The organism is Methylobacterium sp. E-065 (assembly GCF_022829605.1).
Taxonomy (GTDB): domain Bacteria; phylum Pseudomonadota; class Alphaproteobacteria; order Rhizobiales; family Beijerinckiaceae; genus Methylobacterium.
In genome coordinates, this window is record NZ_JAKSYD010000106.1 from 79,198 (window position 1) to 104,232 (window position 25,035).

Here is a 25,035-nt window from a genome sequence, read left to right on the forward strand (position 1 = left end):
CCACACTGACCGGCTCTCGTCGCGCGTCGGCCGTCTTGGCGGGGGGCAGTCGTGCGCGCTGCGTTTACATTTCTGGATCCCGCGATCACGCTTCCCCGGCCTGCCCGAAGGAGATTGCGCCATGGCGCGCCTGATCGGCGCGCCGGTTCATCGCGTGCGCGTCCTTGCCCTCAGCGCCGTCCTCTGCGCGGCGCTCCTGCCCCTCGGTGGGTGTCTTGGCGGCGATATCGCCCGTCGCAGATCGGCGCCCCAAGCTGCCCTCACGCCACCTGTCGAGATCCCACAGTCGGACGCGTCGCAGGCGGCCCCGGCGCCTGCAGGTCCGGGGCCTGTCACCCCAATGGCGTCTGCAGGGCCGCGGATCGGCGCGGGCTCGATCAAGGTTGGCCTGATCCTGCCCCTTACCGGACAAGGATCGACCGTCGGAAACGCCATGCGCAACGCGGCGCAGCTCGCCTTCGAAGAGGCACAGCAGCCGGACCTGACGCTCCTCGTGGAAGACGACCGCGGCACACCCGAGGGCGCGCGGGAGGCGACCCAGGACGCCCTCCGGCAGGGCGCCGAAATCGTGCTCGGGCCGCTCTTCGCCGGCAGCGTCCAGTCCGCCGCCGCCGTGGCGAAGGCAGCCGGCAAGCCGGTCATCGGCTTCTCCACCGACGTCACCGTGGCGGCGCCGAACGTCTATCTCCTGAGTTTCCTGCCGCAGCCGGAGGTCGACCGGGTGGTCGAGGAATCGGTTGCCGGCGGCAAACGCTCCTTTGCGGCGCTGATCCCCGAGACGGCCTACGGCAATGCCGTCGAAGCGGCCTTCCGCGAGGCCGTGGGGCGCCGCGGCGCGCGGGTCGCGGCCGTGGAGCGCTATCCGGAGGGCAATCCGGGGCCCGCGGTGGCGCGTCTGGCCCGCGTCATCATAGGCCCCGGCGCGACGGCCGACGCGCTGTTCATTCCGGAAACGGCGGAGGCCATGCCGGCCGTCGCGGCGGCGCTGAGCAAGGCCGGCTTCGCGCCGGCGCGTGTCCGGCCGGTCGGAACGGCTTTGTGGAACGAGCCGGCGCTCTTCGCTCTCCCAGCCCTCCAGGGCGGCCACTTCGCCGCACCGGATCGCGGCGGGTTCTCGGCTTTCAGTGGGCGCTATCAGGCGCGGTTCGGCGCCGCGCCGCCGCGCGTGACATCCCTCGCCTACGACGCCGTGACGCTCGCGGCGGCGCTGGCGCGCCAGTACGGCTCGCAGCGCTTCGCCGAGCCGACATTGACCAATGGCGCGGGTTTCGCCGGGGTGGACGGCACGTTCCGTTTCCGTCCGGACGGGCAGAGCGAGCGGGCGCTGGCGGTCTACGAGATCCGCAACAACGCCGCGACGCCGGTGAGCCCGGCCCCCAGGGTCCTGGCAAAGCCTGGCATCTGATCAGCCGGCGAGTTCGGCGACGATCGCGTTGAGGACCGGTGCGCCACGTGCGGTTGCGGCGATGCGACCTCCGGACCGCCGCTCCAGCAGGCCGTCACCGACCAGCATACCGATCCGGTTGCCGTTCAGGGGGCGGCCCTTGAGGGCGGCGTAGCGCTCCGGATCGATTCCTTCGCGCAGCCGCAGGCCCATCACCAGGAACTCGTCGGCCTGGTCGGCGGGAGTGAGGGTTTCCGTCTCGACGATCCCCTGACCGTCGCGCTCCACCCGAGCGAGCCACGCCTCGGGCGCACGCTCGGTCACGGTGCCGATCCGGCCCGCCTCGGTGACAAGGCGTCCATGCGCCCCGGGGCCGATCCCGGCATACTCGCCGTAACGCCAGTAGAGCAGGTTGTGGCGGGATTCCGCGCCGGGCCGGGCGTGGTTCGAGATCTCGTAGGCGGGAAGACCGGCGCCCGCGCAGAGATCCTGCGTCACGTCGTAGAGGGCGCGCCCCGTATCGTCGTCCGGCACGACCAGCTTGCCCGTGCTGGCGAGGCCGTAGAAGGGCGTGCCGGGCTCGATGGTCAGCTGGTAGAGGGAGAGATGCTCGCCGGCCCGTTTCAGGGCCTCGGCAAGCTCGTCCCGCCACATCGTCGGCGTCTGGCCTGGTCGGGCATAGATCAGATCGAATGAGGTGCGCGCGAAGGTGGCCTGCGCGACGCGGATCGCGTCGAGCGCCTGTGCCACATCGTGCAGCCGGCCGAGGGTACGCAACGATGCGTCGTTCAGCGCTTGTACGCCGAGCGACACGCGGTTGACCCCGGCGGCGCGGTAGCCTTGGAAACGGGCCGCCTCGACGCTCGACGGGTTGGCCTCCAACGTGATCTCGACATCCGGCGCGACGGGCCAGCGCGAAGCGACGGCGTCGAGCAATCCGGCGACCGTGGCGGGCTGCATCAGCGACGGGGTGCCACCGCCCAGAAAGATGCTGGTGACGGTCCGGCCGGGCGTCCGCTCGGCAGCGTGGTCGATTTCGGCCCGGAACGCGTCGAGGAAGCGCGGCTCGTCCACGCCGGCATGGCGCACGTGGCTGTTGAAGTCGCAATAGGGACACTTCGCGGCGCAGAAGGGCCAGTGCAGGTAGATGCCGAAGCCCGCATCGCGGGTCGGGTGGTCCGGGCCGGTCGCTTGCATGATGGTGGGGATGTGAGCGGCGCGGCCCGGTTTGGCAATCACGCGCTGGGTGCGAGGCAAGCTCGGCTGAGATCCACGAAGGCCCGGGCGCGGTGCGAGAGCCCCTGCCCTCGCTGCCAATCGACTCCGTGCTTCTCCTCGGCGGTCATCTCGCCGAAGGTCCGGTCGTGGCCGTCCGGCCGGAAGATCGGATCATAGCCGAACCCGGCCGAGCCGCGGGGCTCCACGAGGTCGCCGAATACCCGGCCCTCAAACAGCTCGGTATGGCCGTCCGGCCATGCCAGCACCAGCGCAGAGACGAAATGTGCCCGGCGATCCTGAGCGCCGCGCCTGTCCATCTCCGAGGCGATCCGCGCCATGGCGCTGGCGAAGTCCTTGGTCGGGCCGGCCCAGCGTGCGGAGAAAATGCCTGGCGCCCCGTCGAGGGCATCGACGCACAGGCCCGAATCGTCCGCGAAGGCGGGCAAGCCCGTGGCTTGCGTGGCGGCCAGGGCCTTGATCGCCGCGTTCTCGGCGAACATCGTACCGGTCTCCTCCGGCTCGAGAAGGCCGAGTTCGCCGGCCGACACCGCTTCGATCCCGAAGGGCGCGAGCAATTCGCGCATCTCGGTGAGCTTGCCGGCATTGTGGGTGGCGATGACCACCCTGCCCGTCAGGCGCCGGCTCACGCGATTGCCTCCTTCTGAAGCGCGACCAGCCGCTCGGTGCCTGCGCGCGCGAGGCGCAGCAATTCGAGCAGCTGATCCTGCGAGAACGGCTCCATCTCGGCCGTGCCCTGAACCTCTACGATCCCGCCCCGGCCGGTGAGTACGAAGTTGGCATCGGTCTCGGCGGCTGAATCCTCGGCGTAGTCGAGGTCCAGCACCGGTGTGCCCTTGTAGAGGCCGCAGGAGACGGCAGCGACGTGGTCGCGCAGCGGATCGACCGAGATGATCGATCGCGTCCGCATCCAGGCGAAGCAATCGTGCAGCGCCACCCAGGCGCCCGTGATGGCGGCGGTGCGGGTGCCGCCATCGGCCTGGATCACGTCGCAATCGACCGTCACCTGCCGTTCGCCGAGCGCCGGCAGGTTGGTCACCGCCCGCAGCGAGCGCCCGATCAGCCGCTGGATCTCCTGCGTCCGCCCCGAGGGCTTGCCGGAACCGACTTCGCGGCGGGTGCGTTCGTGGGTCGCACGCGGCAGCATCGCGTACTCGGCCGTCACCCAGCCCTTGCCCGAACCGCGCAGCCACGGCGGGCCGCGCTCCTCCAGCGAAGCCGTGCAGAGCACCCGGGTGTTGCCGAAGCTGACGAGGCACGAACCCTCGGCATAGCGCGAAACCGCGCGCTCCAGGCTCACGGGCCGCAATTCGTCGGCGGCACGCTTGGAAGGCCGCATTGCGGACCCCTTCTGTGAGGAAAGTCGAGGGCCGGGCTCTTAGGCCGCCATGTCGGCGCGGGCAAGCGGCGCAGCGAAGCCGCAATGTACGGATTGATCCAGACTGGACGGTTGGACATGATCGGCCCACAGGATCAGCGCGTGACAGACCCGAACCCACGATTTCTCGACGGCCCATCGATGCAGGCGCTTGCCGCGCTCAACGAACGCGCCCGGGAGATCTTCCGGCAGATCGTCGAGAGCTACCTCACCACCGGCGAACCGGTCGGATCGCGCAATCTTGCGCGGATTCTCCCGATGGCCCTGTCGCCGGCCTCGATCCGCAACGTCATGGCGGATCTGGAGCATTCCGGCCTGATCTTTGCGCCGCATACATCGGCGGGCCGGCTCCCGACCGAGCTCGGCCTGCGCTTTTTCGTCGACGCCATGCTGGAACTCGGCGACGTCAGCCAGGACGAGCAGGCCCGGATCGAGGCGCAGATGCGAGCCGCGGCCTCGGGCCACACCTTCGACTCGGCGTTGGCCGAGGCCTCGACCATGCTGTCGGGTGTCTCGCGCGGCGCCGGCGTGGTTCTAACCACCAAGGCGAACGTGAACTTGAAGCATATCGAGTTCGTGCGCCTCGACCCGGCCCGGGCGCTCGTCGTGCTGGTCTCGGACGACGGCTCGGTGGAAAACCGCCTGGTCGATCTGCCGCCAGGCCTGCCCACCGGCGCACTGCAGGAAGCCACGAACTTCCTGAACGCCCGGCTTCGGGGCCGGACCCTGGGCTCCCTGCGGGCCGAGATCGAGGCCAGCCGCCAGGCGATGAAGCGGGAACTCGACGCCCTGACCGAGCGCCTCGTGGATGCCGGGCTCGCGACGCCGGTCGGCCCATCCGAAGCGCGCCAGCTGATCGTGCGCGGTCAGGCCAACCTGCTCGACGATCTGAAGGCCGTCGAGGATCTGGAGCGCATCCGCCTGCTGTTCAACGATCTGGAGAGCCAGAAGGACGTGATCGACCTGCTCGCCCGGGCCGAAGGCGGCGACGGAGTGCGGATCTTCATCGGCTCGGAGAACAAGCTGTTTTCGCTCTCCGGCTCATCGCTGATCGCCGCGCCGTTCCGCGACGGAGCCCAGAAGATCGTCGGCGTGGTCGGGGTGATCGGGCCGACGCGCCTGAATTATGCCCGCATCGTGCCAATGGTCGACTACACCGCCCGGGTGGTCTCGAAGCTGTTGGATGGTGGGCGGTGATACAGTCGTTGCAGCACCAAGCACGGAGCTTCATTTCGGGAGTGAGATGTGCGTCGGCATTCCGCCGTTCACTGGCATTCACCGTTTCCGGTATTGCCGAATTCGGAGCGGAATTGCGAGGTGCAGCGTGACTCTTCACTCGCCATTCGCTTCTCCGGATCATGCCAGAGAAACGACCATCCTCTGAACTCCCGGCCACCGCCGATTACGTATGCCCTCGCGGGTGAGTCGGTTAAACTCACGGGTCGATGATACGGCCGAACGGGCGATCGCCATTACAAGTCCGCGAGCTGGCGCATGAGCGCCTGCGCAAGCTTTTCGTGATGGGACTGCCGATCAATTTGCTCAATCTGAAAAGAGCGGTCGTGTACCTGTCGCGGCTTCCTCGGTTCACCGAACCGGAATGTAGAAGTGTGCCGTGGCAAGCGCTGTTTTTGCGTTACGCTGCTTGTCGTCAACGTGATGACGATTTTTGTCTCCATCGTCTTAGCTGCTACGATCGCCGGCTTTTTCACCCGGCGACCGCTCTGGAGCGCCGTTCAGCGGTGGCTGATGGGGACGGTGCTGGCGGCGCTCGCGATCCGCATGGCGGCCGAGGCGCATCGCTGATCGCCTCGGCACGGGATTGCATCGTCAGGCGGCTCTGACCGACTCCAGGAAACGCGCGACCTCGACACCCAGATGGTCGGATTGTCGGGACAGCTCCGTCGCGGAATCTAGAACCTTATGCGCGGCCTGGCCGGTCTGCGCCGCGGCTCCGGCCACGCCGGCAATGTTCGTCGTGACCTCGGCGGTCCCGGCCGAGGCCTGACTGACGTTGCGCGCGATCTCCTGCGTAGCAGATTCCTGCTGGCTCACCGAGGCGGCGACCGCACTCGCCACGTCGTTGATGTCGCGGACGCGTGCCACGATCCCGTCGAGCGCCCGGGCGGCCGCGCCGGTCGAGCCCTGGACGCGCGCGATATGGTCCGTGATCTCCTCAGTCGCCCGGGCGGTCTGGGCGGCCAGCTCCTTCACCTCGGCGGCCACGACGGCGAAACCACGCCCCGCCTCGCCCGCACGCGCCGCCTCGATCGTGGCATTCAGCGCGAGGAGATTCGTCTGTGCCGCGATCGAGGAGATCAGCCCGGCGGCGGCGCCGATCTTCGATACGGCCTCGGAGAGGTCCTCCACCCGGCGCCCGGTCTCGTCGGCCTCATCGACCGCCGTTTGGGCGAGCCGCGACGAGGCAGCGACCTGCCCGGCCACCTCCTGCACGCTCGCGCCGAGTTGCTCGGCCGCCGCCGCGACAGTGCGGACATTGGCGGATGCCTCTTCGGCGGCAGCCGCTACGCCGCTGGACTGCGCCGCCGCCTGCGTGGCCGCGACCGTCAGCGTCTCCGCGGTGGTGTGAAGGTCCGCGGCCGCGGACGACACCGAACCCACGATCGTGCCGACGACCCGCTCGAACCCATCGGCCAGTTCGGTCATCGTACGGCTGCGCTCGGCTGCGGCGGCCGCGTCGGCCTGGCGGCGCACCTCGGCCTGCTCGCGCGCCTTGTCCGCCACGAGGGCCGTGATGCCCTCGACGGCCCGGCCGACCATGCCGATCTCGTCCCGTCGGCGGGCCTCCGCGATCTCGGTATCCAACTCGCCCTGGTTCATCCGCTGAAGGACGCCGACGAGTCGATTGAGGGGCCGCGCGACCGTAGTCACCATGGTCTGGCTGACCGCGACCGCCAGCGCCAAAAGCATGATGACGGTTGCGACCGCCATGTCCCGCGTGAGGTGGTCGATTGGCGCGACGGCCGCTGAGCGGTCGAAGGACAGCGCCACGTACCAGTCGAGGGTCGACGGTAGATCCGGGACGCGGGCGAACACCGTGAGGGTTGCGCGATCGGCTTCGCTGGTCTCGATCTCGCGGCCCGCGGCGCTGTCCAGCTTCGCATCGCCGATCAGGTCCGAGAGAGGTTTCCCGACGAGATCACCTTTGGGATGGATCAGGATCTTGCCGGCGCCGGAGACGAGATAGGCGTAGCCGGCGCCGCCCGGCACAACGTCGGCGATCATTCGGGCCAGGGTCCCGACATCGAAATCGCCGGCGGCCACGCCGGAGAGCTTATGCTGCGCGTCCTCGACCGGTGCGGCCGCCGTCAAAACCATGCTGCCCCGGCTGGCGGATGTGTAGGGTTCGGTCAGAATCGCGCCCTTCGTCGCCGCGACCTCCTTGAACCACGGCCGCTGCCGCGGATCGTAGCCCGGCGGGATCGGCGCCTTGGGCATCTTCGTGTAGAAGCCGTCGATGCGCCCGAAGTAGCCGACGTAGAATCCCTGGCGGACGATCGATGCGTCGAGCACGCGGTCAGCCTCCGGACCGATCCCGGTGCCTGCAATTTCCTCGGCCACCAATTGCATGAGATCGAGCTTTCCGCGCAGCCAATTACCGATGCTCCGCGCGGCGGCACCACTCAGGCTGGACATGCTGGCGTTGATGTCCTTGCGCAGCAGCGCCGTCTGCGATGTGTGGATGTAAACCGAGCACGTGAGGAAGGCGGTGAACGCGATCGCCAGGGTCAGGAGCGTTGCCCGACCCGCTATCCCGAGGCGCAGGCGCGTGGCCCGCACGGATACTCGCGAACCAGAATTATCAATCGACATACCACTTTCCAAACGGAGACGACGCGTGAACAGCCCTATCTCGTATCTGAAATTCACGGTCCGTGGCGCTTAGTATTATTGTATTTTCAGACGTATCATTCAACAGAATGGAGATTTATATTTTCAGCGGCGTCTTTCTTGCGTGGATCCGGGTGTCTCCGGATCCACGCAGTCGCATCTGTACGAGATTTTTCTTTCGCTTTCTTCGCAAAAGTTGGCCAAACGCGTCAAAAATTCGCCCTGCCGGGCGTGCTGCACGACGGCAGAGCGGGTCAGCCCGGGATCACATCCACGATCTCGTAGGTGTCGGGATCGATGATCACGATGTCGTCGCGCACCAAGACGAAGTCGTAGCCCTCGTATTCCGGCACGATCTCGACGATGGCCGGCGGCAGCCGGTGCAGGGACACCGAACGCGGGATCGCCGTGCCGACGGCCAGACCGAAGGCGACATCCCGGAGCGGCGAGACGCCCAGGCGGGTGATCGATGACCGGAACTCGGTGCGCTGCCGCGTGTCGAGACGGCCGACCGCACCGCGGACCGAACCGCCATCACGGGCGCCTGCACGGCCGCCACGCTCACCCCCGGGGCCGCGTTCGCGATCGCCGGCTGAGCCACGACCACCCTGGTTGGGCCCAGCCGCATCACGGTTGCCCCGCTCGCCACCCGGGCCGGGCTCCCGCGCACCGCGCTCCTTGGGACCGCGCTCGCCGGGACCGGGATTCGCGCCCGGCGCGCCCCGCTCGGCCGGTCCACCGCGCTCGTTGGCACCGCCGGCGCGGCCGGGCCCTTCGGCACCGCGGCCCCCGGGTCCGCCCGGCTCGGCACCACGCGGGCCACCTTCGCCACCGGGACCGCGCATGGCGCCACCCTCGGCTCCGCTCCGCATGCCGCCGCCTGCACCGCCGGGACCACCGCCCGGACCCGCGCCGCCACTTGGTCCAGCGCCGGCACCTGGAGCACCGCCGCCTGCACCGGGACCCGCGCCGCCCGGCCCACCGGGTCCGCCCTGCGCGAAGGCGGTTGTCGCCCCCGCAATCACGATGGCAACCGCCACGGTGTCTCTGAGAATCCGCTTCATGGCCACGCCTCTCTCGCCTCGGGAGCGCCATCGGCGCCCGCGCCGGGCCGCAACGGACCCCCATGGCAAACCGTTCCGGTTTTGGCTGCGGCGGCGACGCACGTGACAGGCGCCGGGCGCCTCCCGTGGAAAGACTCATCACGGACTTGCGATCACGGTCATCACCTGTAACGTCGCGTCACATGAAGAAGAGGCTGGCAATCGCCGCCCCTATAAGAGCTTGAGGGAGACGCCATGTCCGCATTGCGAAACGACACGATCGGCATCGCACCGGGCACGCACGACGACGCTGCGGACCGGAAGCGGCGCATCTGGGCGATCGTCGGCTCGTCCTCGGGCAATCTGGTCGAGTGGTACGACTTCTACTGCTACGCCTTCTTCGCGCTCTACTTTGCGCCAGCCTTCTTTCCGAAGGGTGATTCCACCACCCAGCTCCTTCAAACGGCCGGCATCTTCGCGGTGGGCTTCTTCATGCGCCCGGTCGGTGGCTGGCTGTTCGGACGCATCGCCGACCGGGTCGGGCGGCGGACCTCGATGGTCGTCTCCGTCCTGATGATGTGCTTCGGCTCGCTGCTGATCGGCATCCTGCCGACCTACGAGCATGTCGGCACCCTGGCGCCGGTGCTGCTGCTCCTCGCCCGCATGCTCCAGGGCCTGTCGGTGGGCGGCGAGTACGGCACCTCGGCGACCTACATGAGCGAGGTGGCGATCAAGGGAAAACGCGGCTTCTTCGCGTCGTTCCAGTACGTGACGCTGATCGGCGGCCAGCTCCTGGCCTCGCTGGTCCTGGTTCTGCTCCAGACCGTGATGACCGCGCCGGAGCTCACCGCCTGGGGCTGGCGCATCCCGTTCTTCATCGGCGCCGGGCTCGCGGTCGTGGCTCTGTATCTCCGGCGCTCCCTGGCCGAGACCAAGGAAGCCGGCGACAAGGAGAATGCCGGTACCTTCGCCGAGCTGTTCAAGCATTGGCGGGCGTTCTGTGTCGTCCTGGCCTACACGGCCGGCGGCAGCCTGAGCTTCTACACCTTCACCACGTACATGCAGAAATATCTGGTCAACACCGCCGGCCTCCCCAAGACGTCGGCCTCGCAGATCATGACCTGCGTCCTGTTCGTCTACATGGTGATTCAGCCGCTGTTCGGCGCACTCTCCGACAAGATCGGCCGCAAGGCCAACATGCTGCTCTACAGCGGCCTTGGGACGCTGATGGTGGTGCCGCTGATGACGGCCTTGGGGACCAACAAGGATCCTTACCTGGCCTTCGCGCTGATCACCCTGGGGCTGTCCGTCGTGTCGTTCTACACCGGCATCAGCGGCATCGTGAAAGCCGAGCTGTTCCCCACCAACGTGCGCGCGCTGGGCGTCGGCCTGTCCTACGCGCTGGCCAACGCCATGTTCGGCGGCACCGCCGAATTCGTCGCCTTGTGGTTCAAGGATGCCGGCGCGGAGAGCACGTTCTTCTGGTACGTCACGGTGCTGATGGCGATTGCCTTCGTGGCCTCGCTGATCATGCCGAACCCGAAGGTCCACGGCTATCTCGACGGTGCCGGCACCGTCGAGGAGGCGCTTGGCAAGAAGCCGCGCTTCGCGCACGCCTGATTGAAATCGGCGTGGCCGCTGGACCCGGCCGTGTGGCCACGCCGATATACCGCCCTCCGGGCGCACCAGATGCCCGGCGGGAGGACGCCATGCTGAGGAAGACGGCCGCAGGGGTACTGACCCTGCTCTGCCTTGCGACTGGACCGGCGCCGCGCGCCGCCGAACCGGGATCGGGCTCCGCGCCGTTCAAGCCGCAGCAGACCAGCGGCTACTTCTTCGTCGGCGGCCGCTACACGCGTGTAGGCGACAAGACCACGGCGCTCGGGCAGATGTTCGTGGAGTATCGCGCACCGAAGCGGATCACGCAGCCCTACCCGGTTGTCATGGTGCACGGCACCGCGCAGACCGGGACCAACTTCCTCGGCACGCCGGACGGCCGGCCCGGCTGGGCGGACCGCTTCGCCGCGAAGGGCTTCGCGGTGTATGTCGTGGATCAGGTCGGGCGTGGCCGTTCGGGCGGCGACCCGGAGACCTATGGGCCCTATGCCCGCCTCCCGGTCGAGGATCTGGAAACGGTCTTCACCGGGCAGGAACGGTTCTCGCTGAATCCGCAGGCGAATCTTCACAGCCAGTGGCCGGATGGCCCGGGCGTGCGGGGGAACGCCGCCTTCGACCAGTTCTACCTGTCCCAGGTCCCCTACATCGCCAGCGCGCTGAAGAGCGAGGAGCTGGTCGATCCGGCGCTGATCGCCCTTCTGGAGAAGATCGGCCCCGCGATCCTCCTGACGCATTCGCAAGCGGGTGTCTTCGGCTGGGCGGTCTCGGACCAGCGGCCGGACCTCGTCAAGGCGCACATCGCCGTGGAACCCAATGGGCCGACCTTCTACGACATTCGCGTCAAGGGCGGCGCCGACTGGTACGAGCGCGTCGGCGATGCGCGCGCCCGGCCCTACGGCATCACGCGGGTGCCGCTCCATTTCGAGCCGCCGGTGAGCGCTCCGACCGATATCACCGTGGTTCAGGCCGAGACGGCCGTGGCGCCCGACAAGATCCGCTGCTGGCTCCAGGCCGAGCCTGTGCACACCTTACCGAACCTCGCCCGGGTGCCCGCCGTGATCGTCACCGCCGAGGCGTCGTTCCGCGCCACGATGGATGATTGCACCGCGGCGTTCCTCACGCAGGCCGGTGCCAAGCCGGACCGTCTCGTGCTCGCCGACCACGGCATCCATGGCAACGGCCACATGATGATGCTGGAGGCCAACAGCGACGCCGTGGCGGACGCGATCATCGGCTGGATCGCAGGCAGCACCCAGACCCCGGCGCGGCCTTAACCCGTCGCTTACCTTGTGCCGGCGAGGATGCCCCCGTCATCCGACGAGGGATTGCATGACCGATTTGACCGATACCGTGGGCGTTGCGGGCGACCGGATCCGCTCGATCATCGAGCGGGTGGAACGGCTTGAGGAAGAGATCAAGGACCTCATGGAGGCCAAGAAGGAGGTGTTCGCCGAGGCTAAGGGCGAGGGCCTGGACGTCAAGATCCTCAAGGAGATCCTGAAGATCCGCAAGCAGGACAAGGACGAGCGCGACGAGCACGAGACGCTGCTCGACGTCTACCTGCGCGCGATGGATGCCCCTGCCCCGGCCCCGCTGGCAGCGGCGGCCTGAGCCATCGCCGGGACCGGTCTGGGGCGGCGCAGCGCGCCGCCCTTCAGCGATCCGGATTCGTCGCCACATAGGATTCGAGGTTGCGGCGCACACGGTCGAGCGGCACCTCGGCCGAATCCGGCAGCGTGAATCGCGCACCGGTGATCGTCTCATAGGCTTTGATGTAGACCGCGGCCGTTTCGAGAATGACGTCGGCGGGGATCTCGGGGATCGGATCCCGATAGGGATCGCAGCGGGCCACGACCCAGTTGCGCACGAAGTCCTTGTCGAAGCTCTCGGGCGCCGTCTCGCTGGCGAACCGCTCCGGGTAGCTCTGTGCGAACCAGTAGCGGCTGCTGTCCGGCGTGTGGATCTCGTCCGCCAGGACGATCCTGCCCTCGGGGTCCGTACCGAACTCGTACTTGGTGTCCGCGAGGATCAGCCCACGCTCAGCCGCCAGAGCCTGCCCGCGGGCGAACAACGCCAGGGCCGCCTCCGAGACGGTGCGCCATTGCTGGTTCGTGAGCAGGCCGCGGCCCAGAATCTCGGCCTCGGTGAGCGGCTCATCATGACCGCCGTCGAAAGCCTTCGTGGTCGGCGTGATGATGGGCGCCGGCAGGCGCTCGTTCGGGCGCATCCCGTCGGGGAAGCGATGACCGTACATCTCTCGCTCGCCGGCCCTGTATCGGGTCAGCACGGAGGTCGACGTCGTGCCCGCGAGATAGCCGCGGACCACCACTTCCACGGGCAGAATTTCCAGCCGCTGCCCGACGACGACGTTCGGGTCGGGATAAGCCAGGACGTGGTTCGGGCAGAGATCGCCCGTCCGTTCGAACCAGAAGCGGGCGGTCTGCGTCAGAACCTGCCCCTTGAACGGAATCGCGGCGAGCGCCCGATCAAAGGCGCTGATCCGGTCGGTGGTGATCAGGATGCGGCGGCCGTCCGCCAGATCGTAATTCTCCCGGACCTTGCCGCGGTAATGGTTCGGCAGTTCGGGCAGCGTCGCTTCGGCCAGGACCTGATGCGCGTGCGGGGCGAGATCGGTCGTGTTCATCCGAGCGTTCCGTCAGGCTGGGCGGCGACGCCGCCGCGCCACCTGTGTGCGCGGACGGGTCGGAGATTTCCAGCCCCATCACCAACCCGGCGCGCCTCACTACCCTGGTGAATGCACCAGCTCGGCTGCTCCGATACGATCCGAACGAGCTTGACCTTGCTAAAATCCGAGTTTCTGTCTCTGCTCGCTCGATCGCGCTCGAACTCTATGTATCGATCCCGATCCTCGCGCTTCGCCCCAGTCAGTTGATGGTGCCGAAGCATCTGAATACCCCGTGTCCACCCGGTGCAGGCGTCCCCAGCCGGATCTGCCTGTGGCCGAATGAGGTAAGATGAGCGGAACAAGCCAACACGCGGATCGGCATCCGTTGCTGCGCAAGCTCGAAGGCATCGCGCTCTTCGAGCTCACAGCCGAGGAGCGCGCCGCAATCGAAGCCATGCCGATGCAGCCTGCGCTGATCGATGCCTATCAGGACATCGTACGCGAGGGGGACCGCCCCGGCCGGAGCTTCGCCATCTTATCGGGCATGGCGAGCACCTATAAGTCGACCCGGGCTGGCAAACGGCAGGTCATGAGCTACCACGTTGCCGGCGACGTGCCGGATTTCCAGAGCCTCCATCTCCAGACGCTCGATATCAGCATCGCGACGGTCACCCCCTGCCGCATCGGGTTCGTCCAGCACGATGCGGTGCGCGCCTTACTGCGCGCGCAGCCGCGGCTCGGCGAGGTCTTCTGGCGGGCGACGCTCATCGACGCGGCCATCGTGCGGGAATGGACGCTCAACACCGGCCGGCGCGACGCCTACGCCCGGATGGCCCATCTGTTCTGCGAATTGATCACGCGCCTCGGCGCGGTCGGACTCGCGCCGGACTTCAGTTGCGATCTGCCCATGACCCAACCGGAACTGGCCGATGCCCTCGGAATCACGCCGGTTCACGTCAATCGCACGATCCGGGATCTGAAGGCCGCAGGATTGATCTCGCTGCGCAGCCGTCACTTGGTCGTGCACGACTGGGATGGTCTGGTCGCGGCAGCCGAGTTCGACCCGACCTACCTCCATCTGAGGGGACAGGACCAGCGCTAGTTCAGGCGCTGGCGGTCGTCTTCGGCTTCCTGAGTCGCGAGCCTGCGGCCGATCTCGAACAGGAGTGCTTCGGCGCGCGCTGTCAGGCCCGGATCGTTCAAGGGACCGATGGCCTGGAAAGCCGCGATCGCTGCGGCCGCGGCACGGTCCAGCGATGTTTCGGGTGGGTCTTCGGACAACGGCCCGGCCGGGGCCCGGTCCCCATCTCGCGACTGCAGGTCGCTGATGTCCACTATGATCCCGTGGCCCGATAGCGGGCGACCGCGGTGATCGTAGGAGAAGCGGCCGCGTGACAGGACCAGACGCAGGCCCCCGCCAGACGCTCGCACGCGGTACTCAAGGGCCATGTGCCCATCCTGGCGTGCCTCCGCGCGAAAGCTGGCCAGGACACGCGATTGATCCGGGGGGTGGATCTGTGCCGCGAAAACCGAGAGCGGCACGCCGGCTTCGGCGTCCTCGGGATCGATGTCGAACAGCAGCGCGACGAACGTATCAGCCCATACGCAATCGCGCTCGGCGTCCCATGTCCAGAACCCAAGCGCATCCGGTCCACCCAAAACAAGTTTGGATTTTTCCCGCGGCCTTCGGCCAGCGAGAAGCTTGAGTTTTGGCATAGCGCAGTCAACGTCTCGTCGTCACCCTAACCCATGTTAGATCGATTTTCGACAACATCAAGCCATTGTGGAGACTGAATTAGCGCCATTGTCGATAAGTAATGATATTACAGCCGCTTCGAGCGAAGCTGATGCGAAGCCGAGCAGTCATAGGGTGGGCGTGATCAAGTCGCGTGCGTCTAAGTGACAGATCGCAATACGATCTGATGCCAAAAGAAAATAAAGGTGGCTAGCAGATCGGACGCGTCACGTCGTTCAAACGAACGCTCGACGCCGTCCGCGGATCAACGCGTTCGTCGCATGCGTATATTTGTCGTCGAGACTTTACGTAGAAACGTCGCTCCCGAATATAGCGGGAGGATGGTGCCCAGGGACGGAGTCGAACCGCCGACACTGCGATTTTCAGTCGCATGCTCTACCAACTGAGCTACCTGGGCATCGCCCGTGGCCGTGCCGGCCTCGGACGCCGCGGGGTATAGTCAGTGCGTCGCGGCCTGTCCAGTCATGCTGTCATACCGGCGGCATCGAAACGGCGTAAAAATTTCACGCCTCCGGATCCGGATCGGGTGGCGGCCGGTCCGAGTCGATTTCCTCGGGGATGGCGTAGCGCTCATTGAGCCATCGGCCGAGATCGACATCGGCACAGCGCTGCGAGCAGAAGGGCTGGTACTCCGGCTCGGCGGGCTTGCGGCAGATCGGGCAGGCCGGGCGGCGCTCGCGGCTCATGCGAGGCCACCCCAGCCGGCGCGGACGGGATAGCCTTCGCCGTCGAGCAGGCTCTGCGTCTCGTAGAGCGGCAGCCCGACCACCGAACTGTAGGATCCGATCAGCTTGACCACGAAGGCGCCGGCCAGCCCCTGGATCGCGTAGCCGCCCGCCTTCCCCCGCCATTCGCCGGAGGCCACATAGCCTTGGATATCCCGGCTCGAAAGGCGCTTGAACCGAACCCGTGTCTCGACGATCCGCTCGCGGCGGCCCCGCGGCGAAAGCAGGCAGACGGCCGTGAAGACGCGGTGCTGGCGACCCGACAGGAGCCGCAGGCAATCCGCCGCCTCATCCGGGACCTCGGCCTTGGGCAGCACGCGCCGGCCCACGGCCACGACCGTGTCGGCCGACAGAAGCCACGTCGGCGCGGTCTTGTCGCCGAGATGCAGGGCAGCCTCCGCGGCGGCGAGCTTCGTGCGCGCCAGACGGCGGGCGAGGTCGCGCGGCGGTTCAGCCTGGCGCGGCGTCTCGTCGATGTCGGCAGGCAGGAGGGCGTCAGGCTCGATCCCGATCTGCTGGAGCAGCGCCAGGCGGCGCGGCGAGGCCGAGGCGAGCACGAGCCGAGCCGTCGGTCGCTGCGCCGAGCCGATCGCGTCTGGTATGGCGTCCATGATGTTCCGTTCGCACGACCGGCGGAGCGCGGCGCAGGCCGGTCGCGGCGCCCTACCCCGCCGGTCCGGCCTCATTCCCCTGCCTGATAAGCGATGGGTGTTGCCTTGTGAACCAGAGCGCAGACCTCGCACGTCCGACGAAGCGCCATGCTCCGGCGCCGCTCTGTCGAGTCGCCAAATCCGAGATTCACAGGCGTAACAATGCTCCTGCAAGTTAAGAGCAAGATGTCAGATCGAGGGGTAACCGAACGTTAACCACGATCGCAGATGATCGGGCTCATCGGGTGGGAGTTATCGCAGATGCTGAATGCCGATCCATTGTTGCGGCGCCCGAAGCTGCTGAACAAGGCGCGGGTCGCCCGCGCCCTTGAAGGCTTCAGGCCGAAGGCGGCCTCGCCCGATCAAGTGTGGCGGATGCTCACCGATCACTATGTTGTCGACCTCGACGCCGTCGCGGCCCTCCTGCCGGCCAATGAGCCCGAGACACGCTGGTTGCCGGCACGCGACTGACCCCTCGACGGTGGTAGGTCGTTGGATAGCTGGCATGAGACCTGCAACCGCAGGTCAACATCATTGAGGAAACACCCAGGCAACGACAACGCGGCGGCTCGCACGCCAGAGCACCCCGCGGACCTTTCGATCACTCGAAACCGAGGTCCGTCATGTCTGAACTGCTCTCCGTTGCTCTGGTCTGCGCCGGCACGCTGCTGGCCCAGGACTGCTCCCGCGATACCGCGCTCGACGTCATCATCGCGCCGGCCCACACCCCGATGGAGTGCCTGATGCACGCGCAAACCATGGCCGCGCAGGCCGGGTTGCCCGGGGGCGGCGATCGCTATCTCAAGATCGCCTGCGAGCACCGGCGGACGGCGATCGACGTGGCCATCCGCCGAGCATCCTGATCGCAGGGATCGGTGAGGACTTTACGGCATCGACGGCGCACGGATTTCCGACGGTCGCGTGTTGACCACGTCGAGGGCGTCTCAGAAACCCGGATGATGCACCAAAGTCACGTCGGTAGTCTTCTTCGCGACCCTGGACCTCTGGACGGTTGCCGACCCTCGGGAGGGCGACCATTCTGCACGGCCAAGCTGATGCAATTCTAATCTGGCATCCGCCTCCATTGTCGACCCGTTAGCCCGCGTGCCGGGCAGGGCTCAGCGAGTGCCTGCCTGATGCTGTACGAAGCGTTCGACCTGCAGACCGACATCGCGGCCCAGACGCGGTCGTGGGGGAAACTCCTCAACGACGTGTGGTCGCCCTGGGTCGGCCTCGGCGAGCCGATCACGTGGATGTCGGCGGGCGCCCGGATGATGATGCGCGCCGGACTGACCTTCACGCGGCCGCCCTACGGCATCGCAGCCGTGGACGTGGGCAACCGGAGCGTCCCGGTCTCCGAGGAGGCCGTGGTGGTGACGCCGTTCGCGACCCTGCTGCACTTCAAGAAGGACATCCACACCGAGCAGCCCAAGGTGCTGATGGTGGCGCCAATGTCCGGCCACTTCGCGACGCTGCTGCGGGCAACCGTGCGCACCATGCTGCCGGACCACGACGTCTACATCACCGACTGGCACAACGCCCGCGACGTTCCGCTGTCGGAAGGCCCGTTCGCCTTCGACGACTACGTCGCTCACCTCGTCCACTTCCTGCAGACGATCGGTGAAGGCGCCCACATGGTGGCGGTCTGCCAGCCCGCGGTGCAGGCGTTGGTGGCCGCCGCCGCGATGGCGCAGGCCAAGGACGCGGCTGCACCGCGCAGCATGACCCTCATGGCCGGCCCGGTGGACTGCCGGATCAACCCGACGGGCGTCAACGAGCTCGCCAACTCGAAGCCGATCACGTGGTTCGAGCAGAACCTGATCGCGACGGTTCCGAACCGGCACAAGGGCGCCGGTCGCCGGGTCTATCCGGGCTTCATGCAGGTCTCCGCCTTCATGTCGATGAACGCGAAACGCCACGTCCAGGGCCATTCCGATCTGTTCTGGCATATGGCCAATGGCGAGCAGGCAAAGGCCGAAGCGATCGAGACGTTCTACGACGAGTACTTCGCCGTCCTCGACCTCGCGGCCGAATTCTATATCGAGACCGTCAAGACCGTGTTCCAGGATCATGCCCTGGCCCGCAATGCCGTCACCTATCGCGGCGAGCCGATCGATCTGCGATCCATCCGCCGGACGGCCCTGATGACCGTCGAGGGCGAGCGGGACGATATCTGCGCCGTGGGCCAAACCATGGCGGCCCACGACCTCTGCACCGGTCTCGCCCCGTACATGCGGACCCACCACCTGCAGGCGGGTGTCGGCCATTACGGGGTCTTCGCCGGGCGGCGCTGGGAGACGCAGATCTACCCGCAGGTGCGCAACTTCATCCAGGCGCACAACTAAACCGAACCGTCGCGCCGATTTGACCCGCCGACCGCCGCGGCCCACCATGTTAGCCTTGGACGATCGGAGCCGGGACCACACCCGGCGCCACGGGCGCAAGGCGGAACGATCGGCGTGATCGGCAACAACGGATCCGAAAGCGGCGGCGAGATCGGTTCGACGCCGCAAACCGCGACGGCGTCCACGCAGCTCGACCGTTTGGTCGCCCGGGCACGCGTCGCCGACCTGTGGGAGCAGGTCTGGCCGATCCTCTGGCGCGGGCTCGCCGTCGCGCTGCTGTTCCTGATCGTGTCGTGGTCGGGTCTGTGGCTCGATCTCTCGCCGCTCGGGCGGCAGGTCGGCCTGAGTATCCTGGCTGTCCTGCTTGTCGTCGCCCTTCAACCCCTCATCCATCTCAGGCGGATCGAGCGGCGCTCGGCCCTGACCCGGCTGGACCGGGAAGCGGCGCTGCGCGATCCGTCCCTCCGCCACGGCCCGGCTTCGACCGCGCAGGATTCCCTCGCCGTCGGCGCCGCCGACGCGGGCAGCCGGGCCCTCTGGGATTTGCATCAGCGTCGTGCGGCGCGGGATGTGGCGGGGCTTCGCATTGGCCTGCCGCGGCCCGGCATGGTCCGGCGCGACCCCTTCGCACTGCGCGCCGGCCTGATCGTGGCGACCGCCGCCAGCCTGTTCGTGGCCGGCCCTGAATGGCGCGACCGGATCGGTGCCGCCTTCGATTGGCACGAGCCGGCGACCCCCGGCCCGAACTTCCGCGTCGACGGGTGGATCGATCCGCCGCTCTACACCCGCATGCCGCCGCTGCTGATCGCCATGGACGGCAGCGACCAACACCTGCGGGCCCCGGTCAACGCCCAACTCATCGTGCGCATTGCCGGACAGGGGAAGGCTGCGGCCAACACCACGCTGACGGCCAATGCCGGGCTCGTGACTGTGCCCGGCCAGGAGCCGCGTCCGGACCTGCGCGAGGAGCGCTACCGGATCGCCGGCAATGCGGAACTGACGATCGTGACGCCGGCCGGCCGGCAACGTTTGACCGTGGACGCGATCCCCGATCGCCCGCCGGAGGTGACGGCCATCGGCGGCCCCGAGGTGAACGGGCGCGGGACCTTCAATTTGACCTACCGCGCAAAGGACGATTACGGGCTTAGCTCGGCTGAGGCCGTGATCGCACCGGTCAAACCCGGCCGCTCCCTCGTTCCGATCCCGAACATCAGCCTCGCGCTGCCCAGCGACGCCTCCGGCGACACCGAGACCAAGACACTTGTCGATCTGACCGACAATCCGTGGTCAGGTGCCCGCGTGCGCTACCAGATCGTCGTCAAGGACGAGGCCGGGCAGGAAGGTCGCACGACCGAGACCGAGATCACGCTGCCGGCCCGCCCGTTCCGCGATCCGCTGGCGCGCGCGCTGGCGGAAGAACGGCGTCGGCTCGTGACCGCGCCCGATACGGACAGGCTCTGGGTTCAGTCCGCGCTCGACGCGCTGTTGGTTGCCCCCGACATGTTCACGCCGCAGCCGGCGATCTACCTCGGCCTGCGCACGGCCACGACACGCCTGCGCCGGGCCCGCGCGGATTCCGACCTCGTTGACGTCGCCGACCTGCTCTGGGAAATGGCCCTGAAGATCGAGGATGGCGACCTGTCGGACGCCGAGAAGCAACTGCGTCAGGCTCAGGACCGGCTGAAGGAAGCGATCGAGCGCAATGCGCCCGACGACGAGGTCAAGCGCCTCACCCAGGACCTGAAGCAGGCGCTCGACAAGTTCCTGTCCGAAATGGCGCAGAAGCAGGGTCGCGATCCGAACAAGTCCGGCGAGCGCCAACAGAACAACCAGCAATCGAAAAGCGTCACGCCCGAGGATCTCGACAAGATGATCCACGACATGGCCGAGGCGATGAAGCGCGGCGACACCGCCGAGGCGCAGCGCCTGATGGACCAGTTGCGCAACATCCTTGAGAATCTCCAGACCGCCGAACGTGGCCAGTCCGATCAGACGTCGCGCGAGATGCAGAAGCAGATGCGCGATCTCGACGCGATGGCGCGCGAGCAGCAAGGCCTGCGCGATCAGACCTTCAAGGACGGGCAGGACCAGCAAGGCGGCCAGCGCCAGCCGAAGAGCGGCCAGCCGCAGCAGGGCCAGCGCGGCCAGCAGGGACAGAAGCAGCAAGGCCAGCAGGGCCAGAGCCAGCAAGGGCAGAAAGGCCAGGGTCAGAAGGGCCAGGGGCAGCAGGGTGACGCCGGCGAGCAGCAGCAGGCGCTTCGGCAGCGGCTCGAGCAGCTCGAGCAGCGCATGAAGGAGAACGGCATGCGCGGCGAGCAGGGCCTGGCGGATGCCGAGAATGCCATGCGCGAGGCCGAGAACGCCCTGAAGCAGGGCGATTCCGACGAGGCGGTGGATGCGCAGGGTCGCGCTCTCGACGGTCTGAAGCGCGGTGCCGAGGGTATGGCGCAGCAGATGCAGGAGATGGCCGAGGGCCAGGGCCAAGGCCAGGGTGAGGGCCAGCAGGAGGGCGGGCAGCAGCCGGGGCAACAGGGTCAGGCCGGCGCCCGTGACGACGACCCGCTCGGCCGCCCCAACCGCGGTCGCGACATGAGCGACGGACGCGTCCGCGTACCCACGGCCGATGAATCCGCCGTCCAGCGCGCCCGGCGCATCATGGAGGAGCTGCGGCGCAAGCTCGGCGATCCGACACGCCCACGCGAGGAGCTCGACTATTTCGAGCGCCTGCTCCGCCGCAACTAAGCCTCTCTCTTCTCAACCCGCGATGCGGAACCGGGCGCCGGTTCCCGTCAGGCCCGGATCGTCGCTGCCATGTCGTCCAACACCCTCGTCCTTCTCGCCTGCCTGGCCGTGGTCTTCGTGCTGTTTTTCGGCCTCGCCAACATGATGCGCGGTGGCAGCGCAAACCTATCGCAGAAATTGATGCGTCTGCGCGTCCTGCTGCAGTTCGTCGCCATCGTGATCATCATGGGCGTGGTCTGGTGGCGCTCGGCCTGAGCCCGGCAGCGCCGGTGTGACCGGCCTGCCGCACCCGTGGTCTTTCGCGGCGCGGGGGGATGAATTGGCGGCCTGGGCGTGAGGAGGCCGTGCTACGCTCGGTAGTATCGAACCGTCACGTCGCTTCGGCCGAGTGTCTATGACCGCCCCTTTCCGCACCTGTCTCATGGGCCTGATCTCCGCCGCGGCGATCCTGCCCGTCTCGGCTGCGGATCTGCCGCCTGCCCCGGCGACCTACTACGCGCCGCCGGCCCAGCCGCTCAGCATCGTCTCCGAGGTCCGCATCGGTGGTTCGGTGCAGGATCCGGGCAGCGCCGAGGGCAAGCTGCCCGGTTTCAGCAAGGGGAATGTCAACGGCGATATCCTGTTCGCGAAGCCGGTGATCAGCGCGGATCCGTTCTGGCAGGCCTTCGTGCCGCGGCCCACGGTGGGCGGCAGCTACAACACCGGCGGCCGGACGAGCTACGCTTATCTCGGCGCGACCTGGACCCTCGAGATCTTCCCGGAGACCTTCAACCGTCGCGTCTTCCTGGACGGGTTCTTCGGTGGCGTTGCCCATAACGGTTATACCGGCCCGAAAGCGCTGACCCCCTACGGCTTCAACACCCTCGGGTGCTCGCCGATGTTCCGCGAAGCCGCGGCCTTGGGCTTCCGTCTGACCGAGCATTGGAGCATCATGGCCACCGTCGAGCATATGTCGAACGCGGGCCTCTGTGCGAACAACCGCGGTTTGACCAATTTCGGCGGCAAGATCGGCTACACCTTCTGAGGCGTCCCGCTGCGTGGTCAAGCTCAACAAGATTTATACGCGCACCGGCGATAACGGTACGACCGCTCTGGCGGACGGGCAGCGGCGCTCGAAGGCGGATCTGCGGGTCGAGACCTACGGGACCGTCGACGAGACCAATGCCTGTCTCGGCCTCGTTCGCCTGCACACGACGGGCGCGCTCGATGGGATGCTCGGCGCGATCCAGAACGATCTGTTCGATCTCGGCGCGGATCTCGCGACACCGCCGAGCCCGGAGCCCCTGCCCTACGAACCGCTGCGGATCGTGGCCAGCCAGGTCGAGCGGCTCGAGCGCGACATCGACGCCGTGAACGCCGCGATCCCGCCGCTCAAATCCTTCGTGCTGCCCGGCGGCTCGCCGGCCTCTGCCGCCCTGCACCTCGCCCGCACGGTCTGCCGCCGAGCCGAGCGTCTGGCGGTCGCGCTCGCTGCGGACGAGAACGAAATCGTCTCGCCGGAGGCGCTGCGTTATCTCAACCGCCTGTCGGATTTTCTGTTCGTGGCCGGCCGCGCAGCCAATGCCGACGGCGCCGACGACGTGCTCTGGGTGCCCGGCGCCAACCGCTGAGTCGCCGAACCCATTTCCCGCAGCCTCCACTGCGCCGCGTTGACAAGGCGGAAATGTGGCCGCTACGGTCCGGCCGCCCTGCACGCCCCCCGCGACGGCGCCTCCGTGGCGCCGACGGGACCGGCCTGCACGATGATAAGAATCCTCCTGGGAAGGATCGTAACCGCCATGAAGGTGCTGGTGCCCGTCAAGCGGGTTGTGGACTACAACGTCAAGATCCGCGTGAAGGCCGATGGCTCCGGGGTCGAGCTCGCCAACGTCAAGATGTCGATGAATCCCTTCGACGAGATCGCCGTCGAGGAGGCGATCCGGCTGAAGGAGAAGGGCAAGGTCACCGAGATCGTCGCCGTCTCGATCGGCCCGCAGCAGGCGCAGGAGACGCTCCGCACCGCGCTGGCCATGGGCGCCGACCGGGCGATCCTGATCAAGACCGATGTCAATTGCGAGCCGCTGGCGGTGGCCAAGCTCCTGAAGGCCGTGGTCGACAAGGAAGGCCCGCAGCTTGTCATCCTGGGCAAGCAGGCGATCGACGACGATTCGAACCAGACCGGCCAGATGCTCGGCGCGCTGCTCGGCTGGCCGCAGGGAACCTTCGCCTTCAAGGTCGAGGTCGGCGAGGGCAGCCTCGACGTCACCCGCGAGGTCGATGGCGGCCTGCAGACGGTGGCGCTGCAGCTGCCGGCGATCGTCACGACCGACCTGCGCCTCAACGAGCCGCGCTATGCGAGCTTGCCCAACATCATGAAGGCCAAGAAGAAGCCGCTCGAAGAGCTGGCACCCGACGCTCTGGGCGTCGACGTCACCCCGAAGCTCAAGGTCCTCAAGACCGCGGAGCCTCCGGGGCGCTCGGCCGGCGTGAAGGTGGGTTCTGCGGCCGAGCTGGTCCAGAAGCTCAAGGTCGAAGCCGGCGTGATCTGATCTGCGGGCGAGGCTCCCCGTCCGGGGTCGAGCCTCGCATCACCACATTCGGGGATTCGAGACGACCATGACGACACTCCTCTTCGTCGAGCACGGCAACGGCCAGATCAAGGACGGGACGCTCAAGGCGTTGACCGCCGCCAAGGATATCGGGGCGCCGATCCACGCCCTCGTGCTCGGCGCCGGATCCAAGTCGGTCGCCGATGCGGCGGCCAAGCTCGACGGGGTCGACAAGGTGCTGGTCGCCGAGGACGCCGCCTACGACCATGATCTGGCCGAGCCGGTCTCGGCGCTGATCGCGTCGATTGCCGAGCCCTACGACACGATCATCGCCTCGGCCTCGACCACGGGCAAGAACGTGCTGCCGCGCGTCGCCGCCCTGCTCGACGTGGCGCAGGTCTCCGACATCATCAAGGTCGTCGCGCCCGACACGTTCGAGCGGCCGATCTACGCCGGCAACGCGATCCAGACCGTCCAGACGGCGGCCGGCAAGCGGGTCATCACCGTGCGGACCGCAGCCTTCAAGGCCGCCGGCGAGGGCGGTTCCTCGGCCGCGGTCGAGCCGGTCTCCGCCTCCACGCCCGAGGCCGCCGGTTCGAGCTTCAAGGGCGAGGAGATCGCCAAGTCCGACCGGCCGGAACTGGCTGCGGCACGGATCATCGTCTCTGGCGGCCGGTCGCTTGGCTCCTCGGACAAGTTCCACGAGCTGATCGAGCCGCTCGCCGATACGCTCGGCGCCGCTGTGGGCGCCTCCCGCGCGGCAGTGGACGCGGGCTACGCGCCGAACGACTGGCAGGTCGGCCAGACCGGCAAGGTGGTGGCGCCCGATCTCTACGTGGCGGTCGGCATCTCCGGCGCGATCCAGCATCTTGCCGGCATGAAGGACTCGAAGGTCATCGTCGCCATCAACAAGGACGAGGACGCACCGATCTTCCAGGTTGCGGATTACGGCCTCGTCGGTGACCTGTTTCAGGTCGTTCCGGAGCTGCAATCGGAGCTCGGCAAGGCGAAGGGCCAGTAACCGGCCGGATTACTTGCCGGTCGCGCGCGCGGGTATTTCCAGGCCCACGCGCGCCCGCGGGTTCCTTCGGCATCGGTGATTGGTCTAGAAGGCGGCGACGGCGTGAGTGCAGGCCGTCGTCTTCGCGCAGTC

Annotated in this window: 25 protein-coding genes and 1 tRNA gene; 16 read left to right on the plus strand and 10 right to left on the minus strand. The window is 67.6% G+C overall.

Annotated features, from left to right (window positions below; all coding sequences use genetic code 11):
- Positions 1–121 precede the first annotated feature (121 nt).
- Positions 122–1,405 (plus strand): penicillin-binding protein activator, encoded by a 1,284-nt coding sequence (locus tag MKK84_RS12300; protein ID WP_243920090.1) that lies wholly within the window; start codon positions 122–124, stop codon positions 1,403–1,405.
- On the opposite strand, the gene hemW is transcribed toward MKK84_RS12300, so the two are convergent.
- From hemW to rph, 3 genes are read right to left on the minus strand one after another with little or no spacing between them, the layout of a single operon-like run.
- Positions 1,406–2,581, minus strand: coding sequence for a radical SAM family heme chaperone HemW (gene hemW, locus MKK84_RS12305; RefSeq protein WP_243920164.1), 1,176 nt, complete (start codon positions 2,579–2,581; stop codon positions 1,406–1,408). It abuts the gene before it with no gap.
- A gap of 38 nt (positions 2,582–2,619) precedes the next feature.
- Positions 2,620–3,249 carry an RdgB/HAM1 family non-canonical purine NTP pyrophosphatase gene (gene rdgB, locus MKK84_RS12310; RefSeq protein WP_243920091.1) on the minus strand — a complete coding sequence of 210 codons (630 nt, stop codon included), beginning with the start codon at positions 3,247–3,249 and terminating at the stop codon, positions 2,620–2,622.
- Positions 3,246–3,959 carry a ribonuclease PH gene (gene rph / locus MKK84_RS12315; protein ID WP_243920092.1) on the minus strand — a complete coding sequence of 238 codons (714 nt, stop codon included), beginning with the start codon at positions 3,957–3,959 and terminating at the stop codon, positions 3,246–3,248. Before rph ends, rdgB begins: the two co-directional genes overlap by 4 nt.
- A gap of 180 nt (positions 3,960–4,139) precedes the next feature.
- On the opposite strand from rph, the gene hrcA reads away from it, so the two are divergent.
- On the plus strand, positions 4,140–5,195 hold the full coding sequence (gene hrcA, locus MKK84_RS12320) for a heat-inducible transcriptional repressor HrcA (RefSeq protein ID WP_243920165.1): 1,056 nt from the start codon (positions 4,140–4,142) through the stop codon (positions 5,193–5,195).
- 411 nt (positions 5,196–5,606) lie between these two features.
- The gene (locus MKK84_RS12325) at positions 5,607–5,804 is read left to right on the plus strand and encodes a hypothetical protein (RefSeq protein ID WP_243920094.1); all 198 of its coding nucleotides are present in this window, start codon (positions 5,607–5,609) and stop codon (positions 5,802–5,804) included.
- A 24-nt stretch (positions 5,805–5,828) separates the two neighbouring features.
- Here the strand turns inward: MKK84_RS12325 and MKK84_RS12330 are convergent, their stop codons facing one another.
- The gene (locus tag MKK84_RS12330) at positions 5,829–7,832 is read right to left on the minus strand and encodes a methyl-accepting chemotaxis protein (protein ID WP_243920096.1); all 2,004 of its coding nucleotides are present in this window, start codon (positions 7,830–7,832) and stop codon (positions 5,829–5,831) included.
- Between the two features lie 272 nt (positions 7,833–8,104).
- Complete coding sequence (locus MKK84_RS12335) at positions 8,105–8,914, minus strand: DUF1236 domain-containing protein (RefSeq protein ID WP_243920098.1); 810 nt, start codon at positions 8,912–8,914, stop codon at positions 8,105–8,107.
- A gap of 234 nt (positions 8,915–9,148) precedes the next feature.
- Between MKK84_RS12335 and MKK84_RS12340 the strand changes: the two genes are divergently transcribed.
- The 3 genes from MKK84_RS12340 (at position 9,149) to MKK84_RS12350 (ending at position 12,121) form a co-directional block, all read left to right on the plus strand.
- The gene (locus MKK84_RS12340; protein WP_243920100.1) at positions 9,149–10,513 is read left to right on the plus strand and encodes an MFS family transporter; all 1,365 of its coding nucleotides are present in this window, start codon (positions 9,149–9,151) and stop codon (positions 10,511–10,513) included.
- 89 nt (positions 10,514–10,602) lie between these two features.
- Positions 10,603–11,784, plus strand: a complete 1,182-nt coding sequence (locus tag MKK84_RS12345) for an alpha/beta hydrolase (protein ID WP_243920102.1) — start codon at positions 10,603–10,605, stop codon at positions 11,782–11,784.
- 55 nt (positions 11,785–11,839) lie between these two features.
- Positions 11,840–12,121 (plus strand): DUF2312 domain-containing protein, encoded by a 282-nt coding sequence (locus tag MKK84_RS12350; RefSeq protein ID WP_243920104.1) that lies wholly within the window; start codon positions 11,840–11,842, stop codon positions 12,119–12,121.
- A 43-nt stretch (positions 12,122–12,164) separates the two neighbouring features.
- Here the strand turns inward: MKK84_RS12350 and MKK84_RS12355 are convergent, their stop codons facing one another.
- A complete protein-coding gene (locus tag MKK84_RS12355) occupies positions 12,165–13,154 on the minus strand; it encodes a phosphoribosylaminoimidazolesuccinocarboxamide synthase (RefSeq protein ID WP_243920106.1) in 990 nt (329 codons plus the stop codon).
- A gap of 331 nt (positions 13,155–13,485) precedes the next feature.
- On the opposite strand from MKK84_RS12355, the gene MKK84_RS12360 reads away from it, so the two are divergent.
- Positions 13,486–14,238: a Crp/Fnr family transcriptional regulator gene (locus tag MKK84_RS12360; RefSeq protein ID WP_243920108.1), complete on the plus strand. Its 753-nt coding sequence runs from the start codon at positions 13,486–13,488 to the stop codon at positions 14,236–14,238.
- Here MKK84_RS12360 and MKK84_RS12365 read toward each other — a convergent pair.
- From MKK84_RS12365 to MKK84_RS12380, 4 genes are all read right to left on the minus strand, one after another.
- The gene (locus MKK84_RS12365) at positions 14,235–14,852 is read right to left on the minus strand and encodes a PAS domain-containing protein (RefSeq protein WP_243920109.1); all 618 of its coding nucleotides are present in this window, start codon (positions 14,850–14,852) and stop codon (positions 14,235–14,237) included. The genes MKK84_RS12360 and MKK84_RS12365 overlap by 4 nt on opposite strands.
- 361 nt (positions 14,853–15,213) lie before the next feature.
- Positions 15,214–15,289, minus strand: a tRNA-Phe gene (locus MKK84_RS12370).
- A gap of 106 nt (positions 15,290–15,395) precedes the next feature.
- Positions 15,396–15,578: a DNA gyrase inhibitor YacG gene (locus MKK84_RS12375; RefSeq protein ID WP_243920110.1), complete on the minus strand. Its 183-nt coding sequence runs from the start codon at positions 15,576–15,578 to the stop codon at positions 15,396–15,398.
- Complete coding sequence (locus MKK84_RS12380) at positions 15,575–16,228, minus strand: Maf-like protein (protein ID WP_243920111.1); 654 nt, start codon at positions 16,226–16,228, stop codon at positions 15,575–15,577. The genes MKK84_RS12375 and MKK84_RS12380 overlap by 4 nt, the downstream gene beginning before the upstream one ends.
- A 300-nt stretch (positions 16,229–16,528) precedes the next feature.
- On the opposite strand from MKK84_RS12380, the gene MKK84_RS12385 reads away from it, so the two are divergent.
- The 9 genes from MKK84_RS12385 to MKK84_RS12425 all read left to right on the plus strand — a co-directional run bounded on the left by MKK84_RS12385 (position 16,529) and on the right by MKK84_RS12425 (position 24,903).
- On the plus strand, positions 16,529–16,738 hold the full coding sequence (locus MKK84_RS12385) for a hypothetical protein (protein WP_243920167.1): 210 nt from the start codon (positions 16,529–16,531) through the stop codon (positions 16,736–16,738).
- Positions 16,739–16,890: 152 nt separating this feature from the next.
- Entirely contained in the window at positions 16,891–17,130 is a 240-nt protein-coding gene (locus tag MKK84_RS12390) for a hypothetical protein (protein ID WP_243920112.1), read from the plus strand.
- Between the two features lie 273 nt (positions 17,131–17,403).
- Positions 17,404–18,612 (plus strand): polyhydroxyalkanoate depolymerase, encoded by a 1,209-nt coding sequence (locus MKK84_RS12395; RefSeq protein WP_243920113.1) that lies wholly within the window; start codon positions 17,404–17,406, stop codon positions 18,610–18,612.
- A gap of 114 nt (positions 18,613–18,726) precedes the next feature.
- Positions 18,727–21,354 carry a TIGR02302 family protein gene (locus MKK84_RS12400; protein ID WP_243920114.1) on the plus strand — a complete coding sequence of 876 codons (2,628 nt, stop codon included), beginning with the start codon at positions 18,727–18,729 and terminating at the stop codon, positions 21,352–21,354.
- Positions 21,355–21,423: 69 nt separating this feature from the next.
- Entirely contained in the window at positions 21,424–21,609 is a 186-nt protein-coding gene (locus MKK84_RS12405) for a twin transmembrane helix small protein (protein ID WP_243920115.1), read from the plus strand.
- A 139-nt stretch (positions 21,610–21,748) separates the two neighbouring features.
- Entirely contained in the window at positions 21,749–22,378 is a 630-nt protein-coding gene (locus MKK84_RS12410; RefSeq protein WP_243920116.1) for an acyloxyacyl hydrolase, read from the plus strand.
- A 13-nt stretch (positions 22,379–22,391) separates the two neighbouring features.
- Positions 22,392–22,964 carry a cob(I)yrinic acid a,c-diamide adenosyltransferase gene (locus tag MKK84_RS12415; RefSeq protein ID WP_243920117.1) on the plus strand — a complete coding sequence of 191 codons (573 nt, stop codon included), beginning with the start codon at positions 22,392–22,394 and terminating at the stop codon, positions 22,962–22,964.
- A 168-nt stretch (positions 22,965–23,132) separates the two neighbouring features.
- Positions 23,133–23,882 carry an electron transfer flavoprotein subunit beta/FixA family protein gene (locus tag MKK84_RS12420; protein ID WP_243920118.1) on the plus strand — a complete coding sequence of 250 codons (750 nt, stop codon included), beginning with the start codon at positions 23,133–23,135 and terminating at the stop codon, positions 23,880–23,882.
- A 67-nt stretch (positions 23,883–23,949) separates the two neighbouring features.
- On the plus strand, positions 23,950–24,903 hold the full coding sequence (locus tag MKK84_RS12425) for an electron transfer flavoprotein subunit alpha/FixB family protein (RefSeq protein ID WP_243920119.1): 954 nt from the start codon (positions 23,950–23,952) through the stop codon (positions 24,901–24,903).
- The last annotated feature ends 132 nt before the right edge of the window (positions 24,904–25,035 follow it).

What these genes read in the sequence shown, in the direction of transcription:
- MKK84_RS12345 (WP_243920102.1), top strand. Translation starts at nt 10,603, where the DNA reads ATGCTGAGGAAGACGGCCGCAGGGGTACTGACCCTGCTCTGCCTTGCG.
- MKK84_RS12355 (WP_243920106.1), bottom strand. Translation starts at nt 13,154, where the DNA reads ATGAACACGACCGATCTCGCCCCGCACGCGCATCAGGTCCTGGCCGAA.
- MKK84_RS12335 (WP_243920098.1), bottom strand. Translation starts at nt 8,914, where the DNA reads ATGAAGCGGATTCTCAGAGACACCGTGGCGGTTGCCATCGTGATTGCG.
- MKK84_RS12420 (WP_243920118.1), top strand. Translation starts at nt 23,133, where the DNA reads ATGAAGGTGCTGGTGCCCGTCAAGCGGGTTGTGGACTACAACGTCAAG.
- MKK84_RS12380 (WP_243920111.1), bottom strand. Translation starts at nt 16,228, where the DNA reads ATGGACGCCATACCAGACGCGATCGGCTCGGCGCAGCGACCGACGGCT.
- MKK84_RS12330 (WP_243920096.1), bottom strand. Translation starts at nt 7,832, where the DNA reads ATGTCGATTGATAATTCTGGTTCGCGAGTATCCGTGCGGGCCACGCGC.
- MKK84_RS12425 (WP_243920119.1), top strand. Translation starts at nt 23,950, where the DNA reads ATGACGACACTCCTCTTCGTCGAGCACGGCAACGGCCAGATCAAGGAC.
- hrcA (WP_243920165.1), top strand. Translation starts at nt 4,140, where the DNA reads ATGCAGGCGCTTGCCGCGCTCAACGAACGCGCCCGGGAGATCTTCCGG.
- MKK84_RS12395 (WP_243920113.1), top strand. Translation starts at nt 17,404, where the DNA reads ATGCTGTACGAAGCGTTCGACCTGCAGACCGACATCGCGGCCCAGACG.
- MKK84_RS12410 (WP_243920116.1), top strand. Translation starts at nt 21,749, where the DNA reads ATGACCGCCCCTTTCCGCACCTGTCTCATGGGCCTGATCTCCGCCGCG.
- MKK84_RS12405 (WP_243920115.1), top strand. Translation starts at nt 21,424, where the DNA reads ATGTCGTCCAACACCCTCGTCCTTCTCGCCTGCCTGGCCGTGGTCTTC.
- MKK84_RS12300 (WP_243920090.1), top strand. Translation starts at nt 122, where the DNA reads ATGGCGCGCCTGATCGGCGCGCCGGTTCATCGCGTGCGCGTCCTTGCC.
- MKK84_RS12375 (WP_243920110.1), bottom strand. Translation starts at nt 15,578, where the DNA reads ATGAGCCGCGAGCGCCGCCCGGCCTGCCCGATCTGCCGCAAGCCCGCC.
- hemW (WP_243920164.1), bottom strand. Translation starts at nt 2,581, where the DNA reads ATGCAAGCGACCGGCCCGGACCACCCGACCCGCGATGCGGGCTTCGGC.
- MKK84_RS12365 (WP_243920109.1), bottom strand. Translation starts at nt 14,852, where the DNA reads ATGCCAAAACTCAAGCTTCTCGCTGGCCGAAGGCCGCGGGAAAAATCC.
- MKK84_RS12350 (WP_243920104.1), top strand. Translation starts at nt 11,840, where the DNA reads ATGACCGATTTGACCGATACCGTGGGCGTTGCGGGCGACCGGATCCGC.
- MKK84_RS12390 (WP_243920112.1), top strand. Translation starts at nt 16,891, where the DNA reads ATGTCTGAACTGCTCTCCGTTGCTCTGGTCTGCGCCGGCACGCTGCTG.
- MKK84_RS12340 (WP_243920100.1), top strand. Translation starts at nt 9,149, where the DNA reads ATGTCCGCATTGCGAAACGACACGATCGGCATCGCACCGGGCACGCAC.
- MKK84_RS12385 (WP_243920167.1), top strand. Translation starts at nt 16,529, where the DNA reads ATGCTGAATGCCGATCCATTGTTGCGGCGCCCGAAGCTGCTGAACAAG.
- MKK84_RS12360 (WP_243920108.1), top strand. Translation starts at nt 13,486, where the DNA reads ATGAGCGGAACAAGCCAACACGCGGATCGGCATCCGTTGCTGCGCAAG.
- rph (WP_243920092.1), bottom strand. Translation starts at nt 3,959, where the DNA reads ATGCGGCCTTCCAAGCGTGCCGCCGACGAATTGCGGCCCGTGAGCCTG.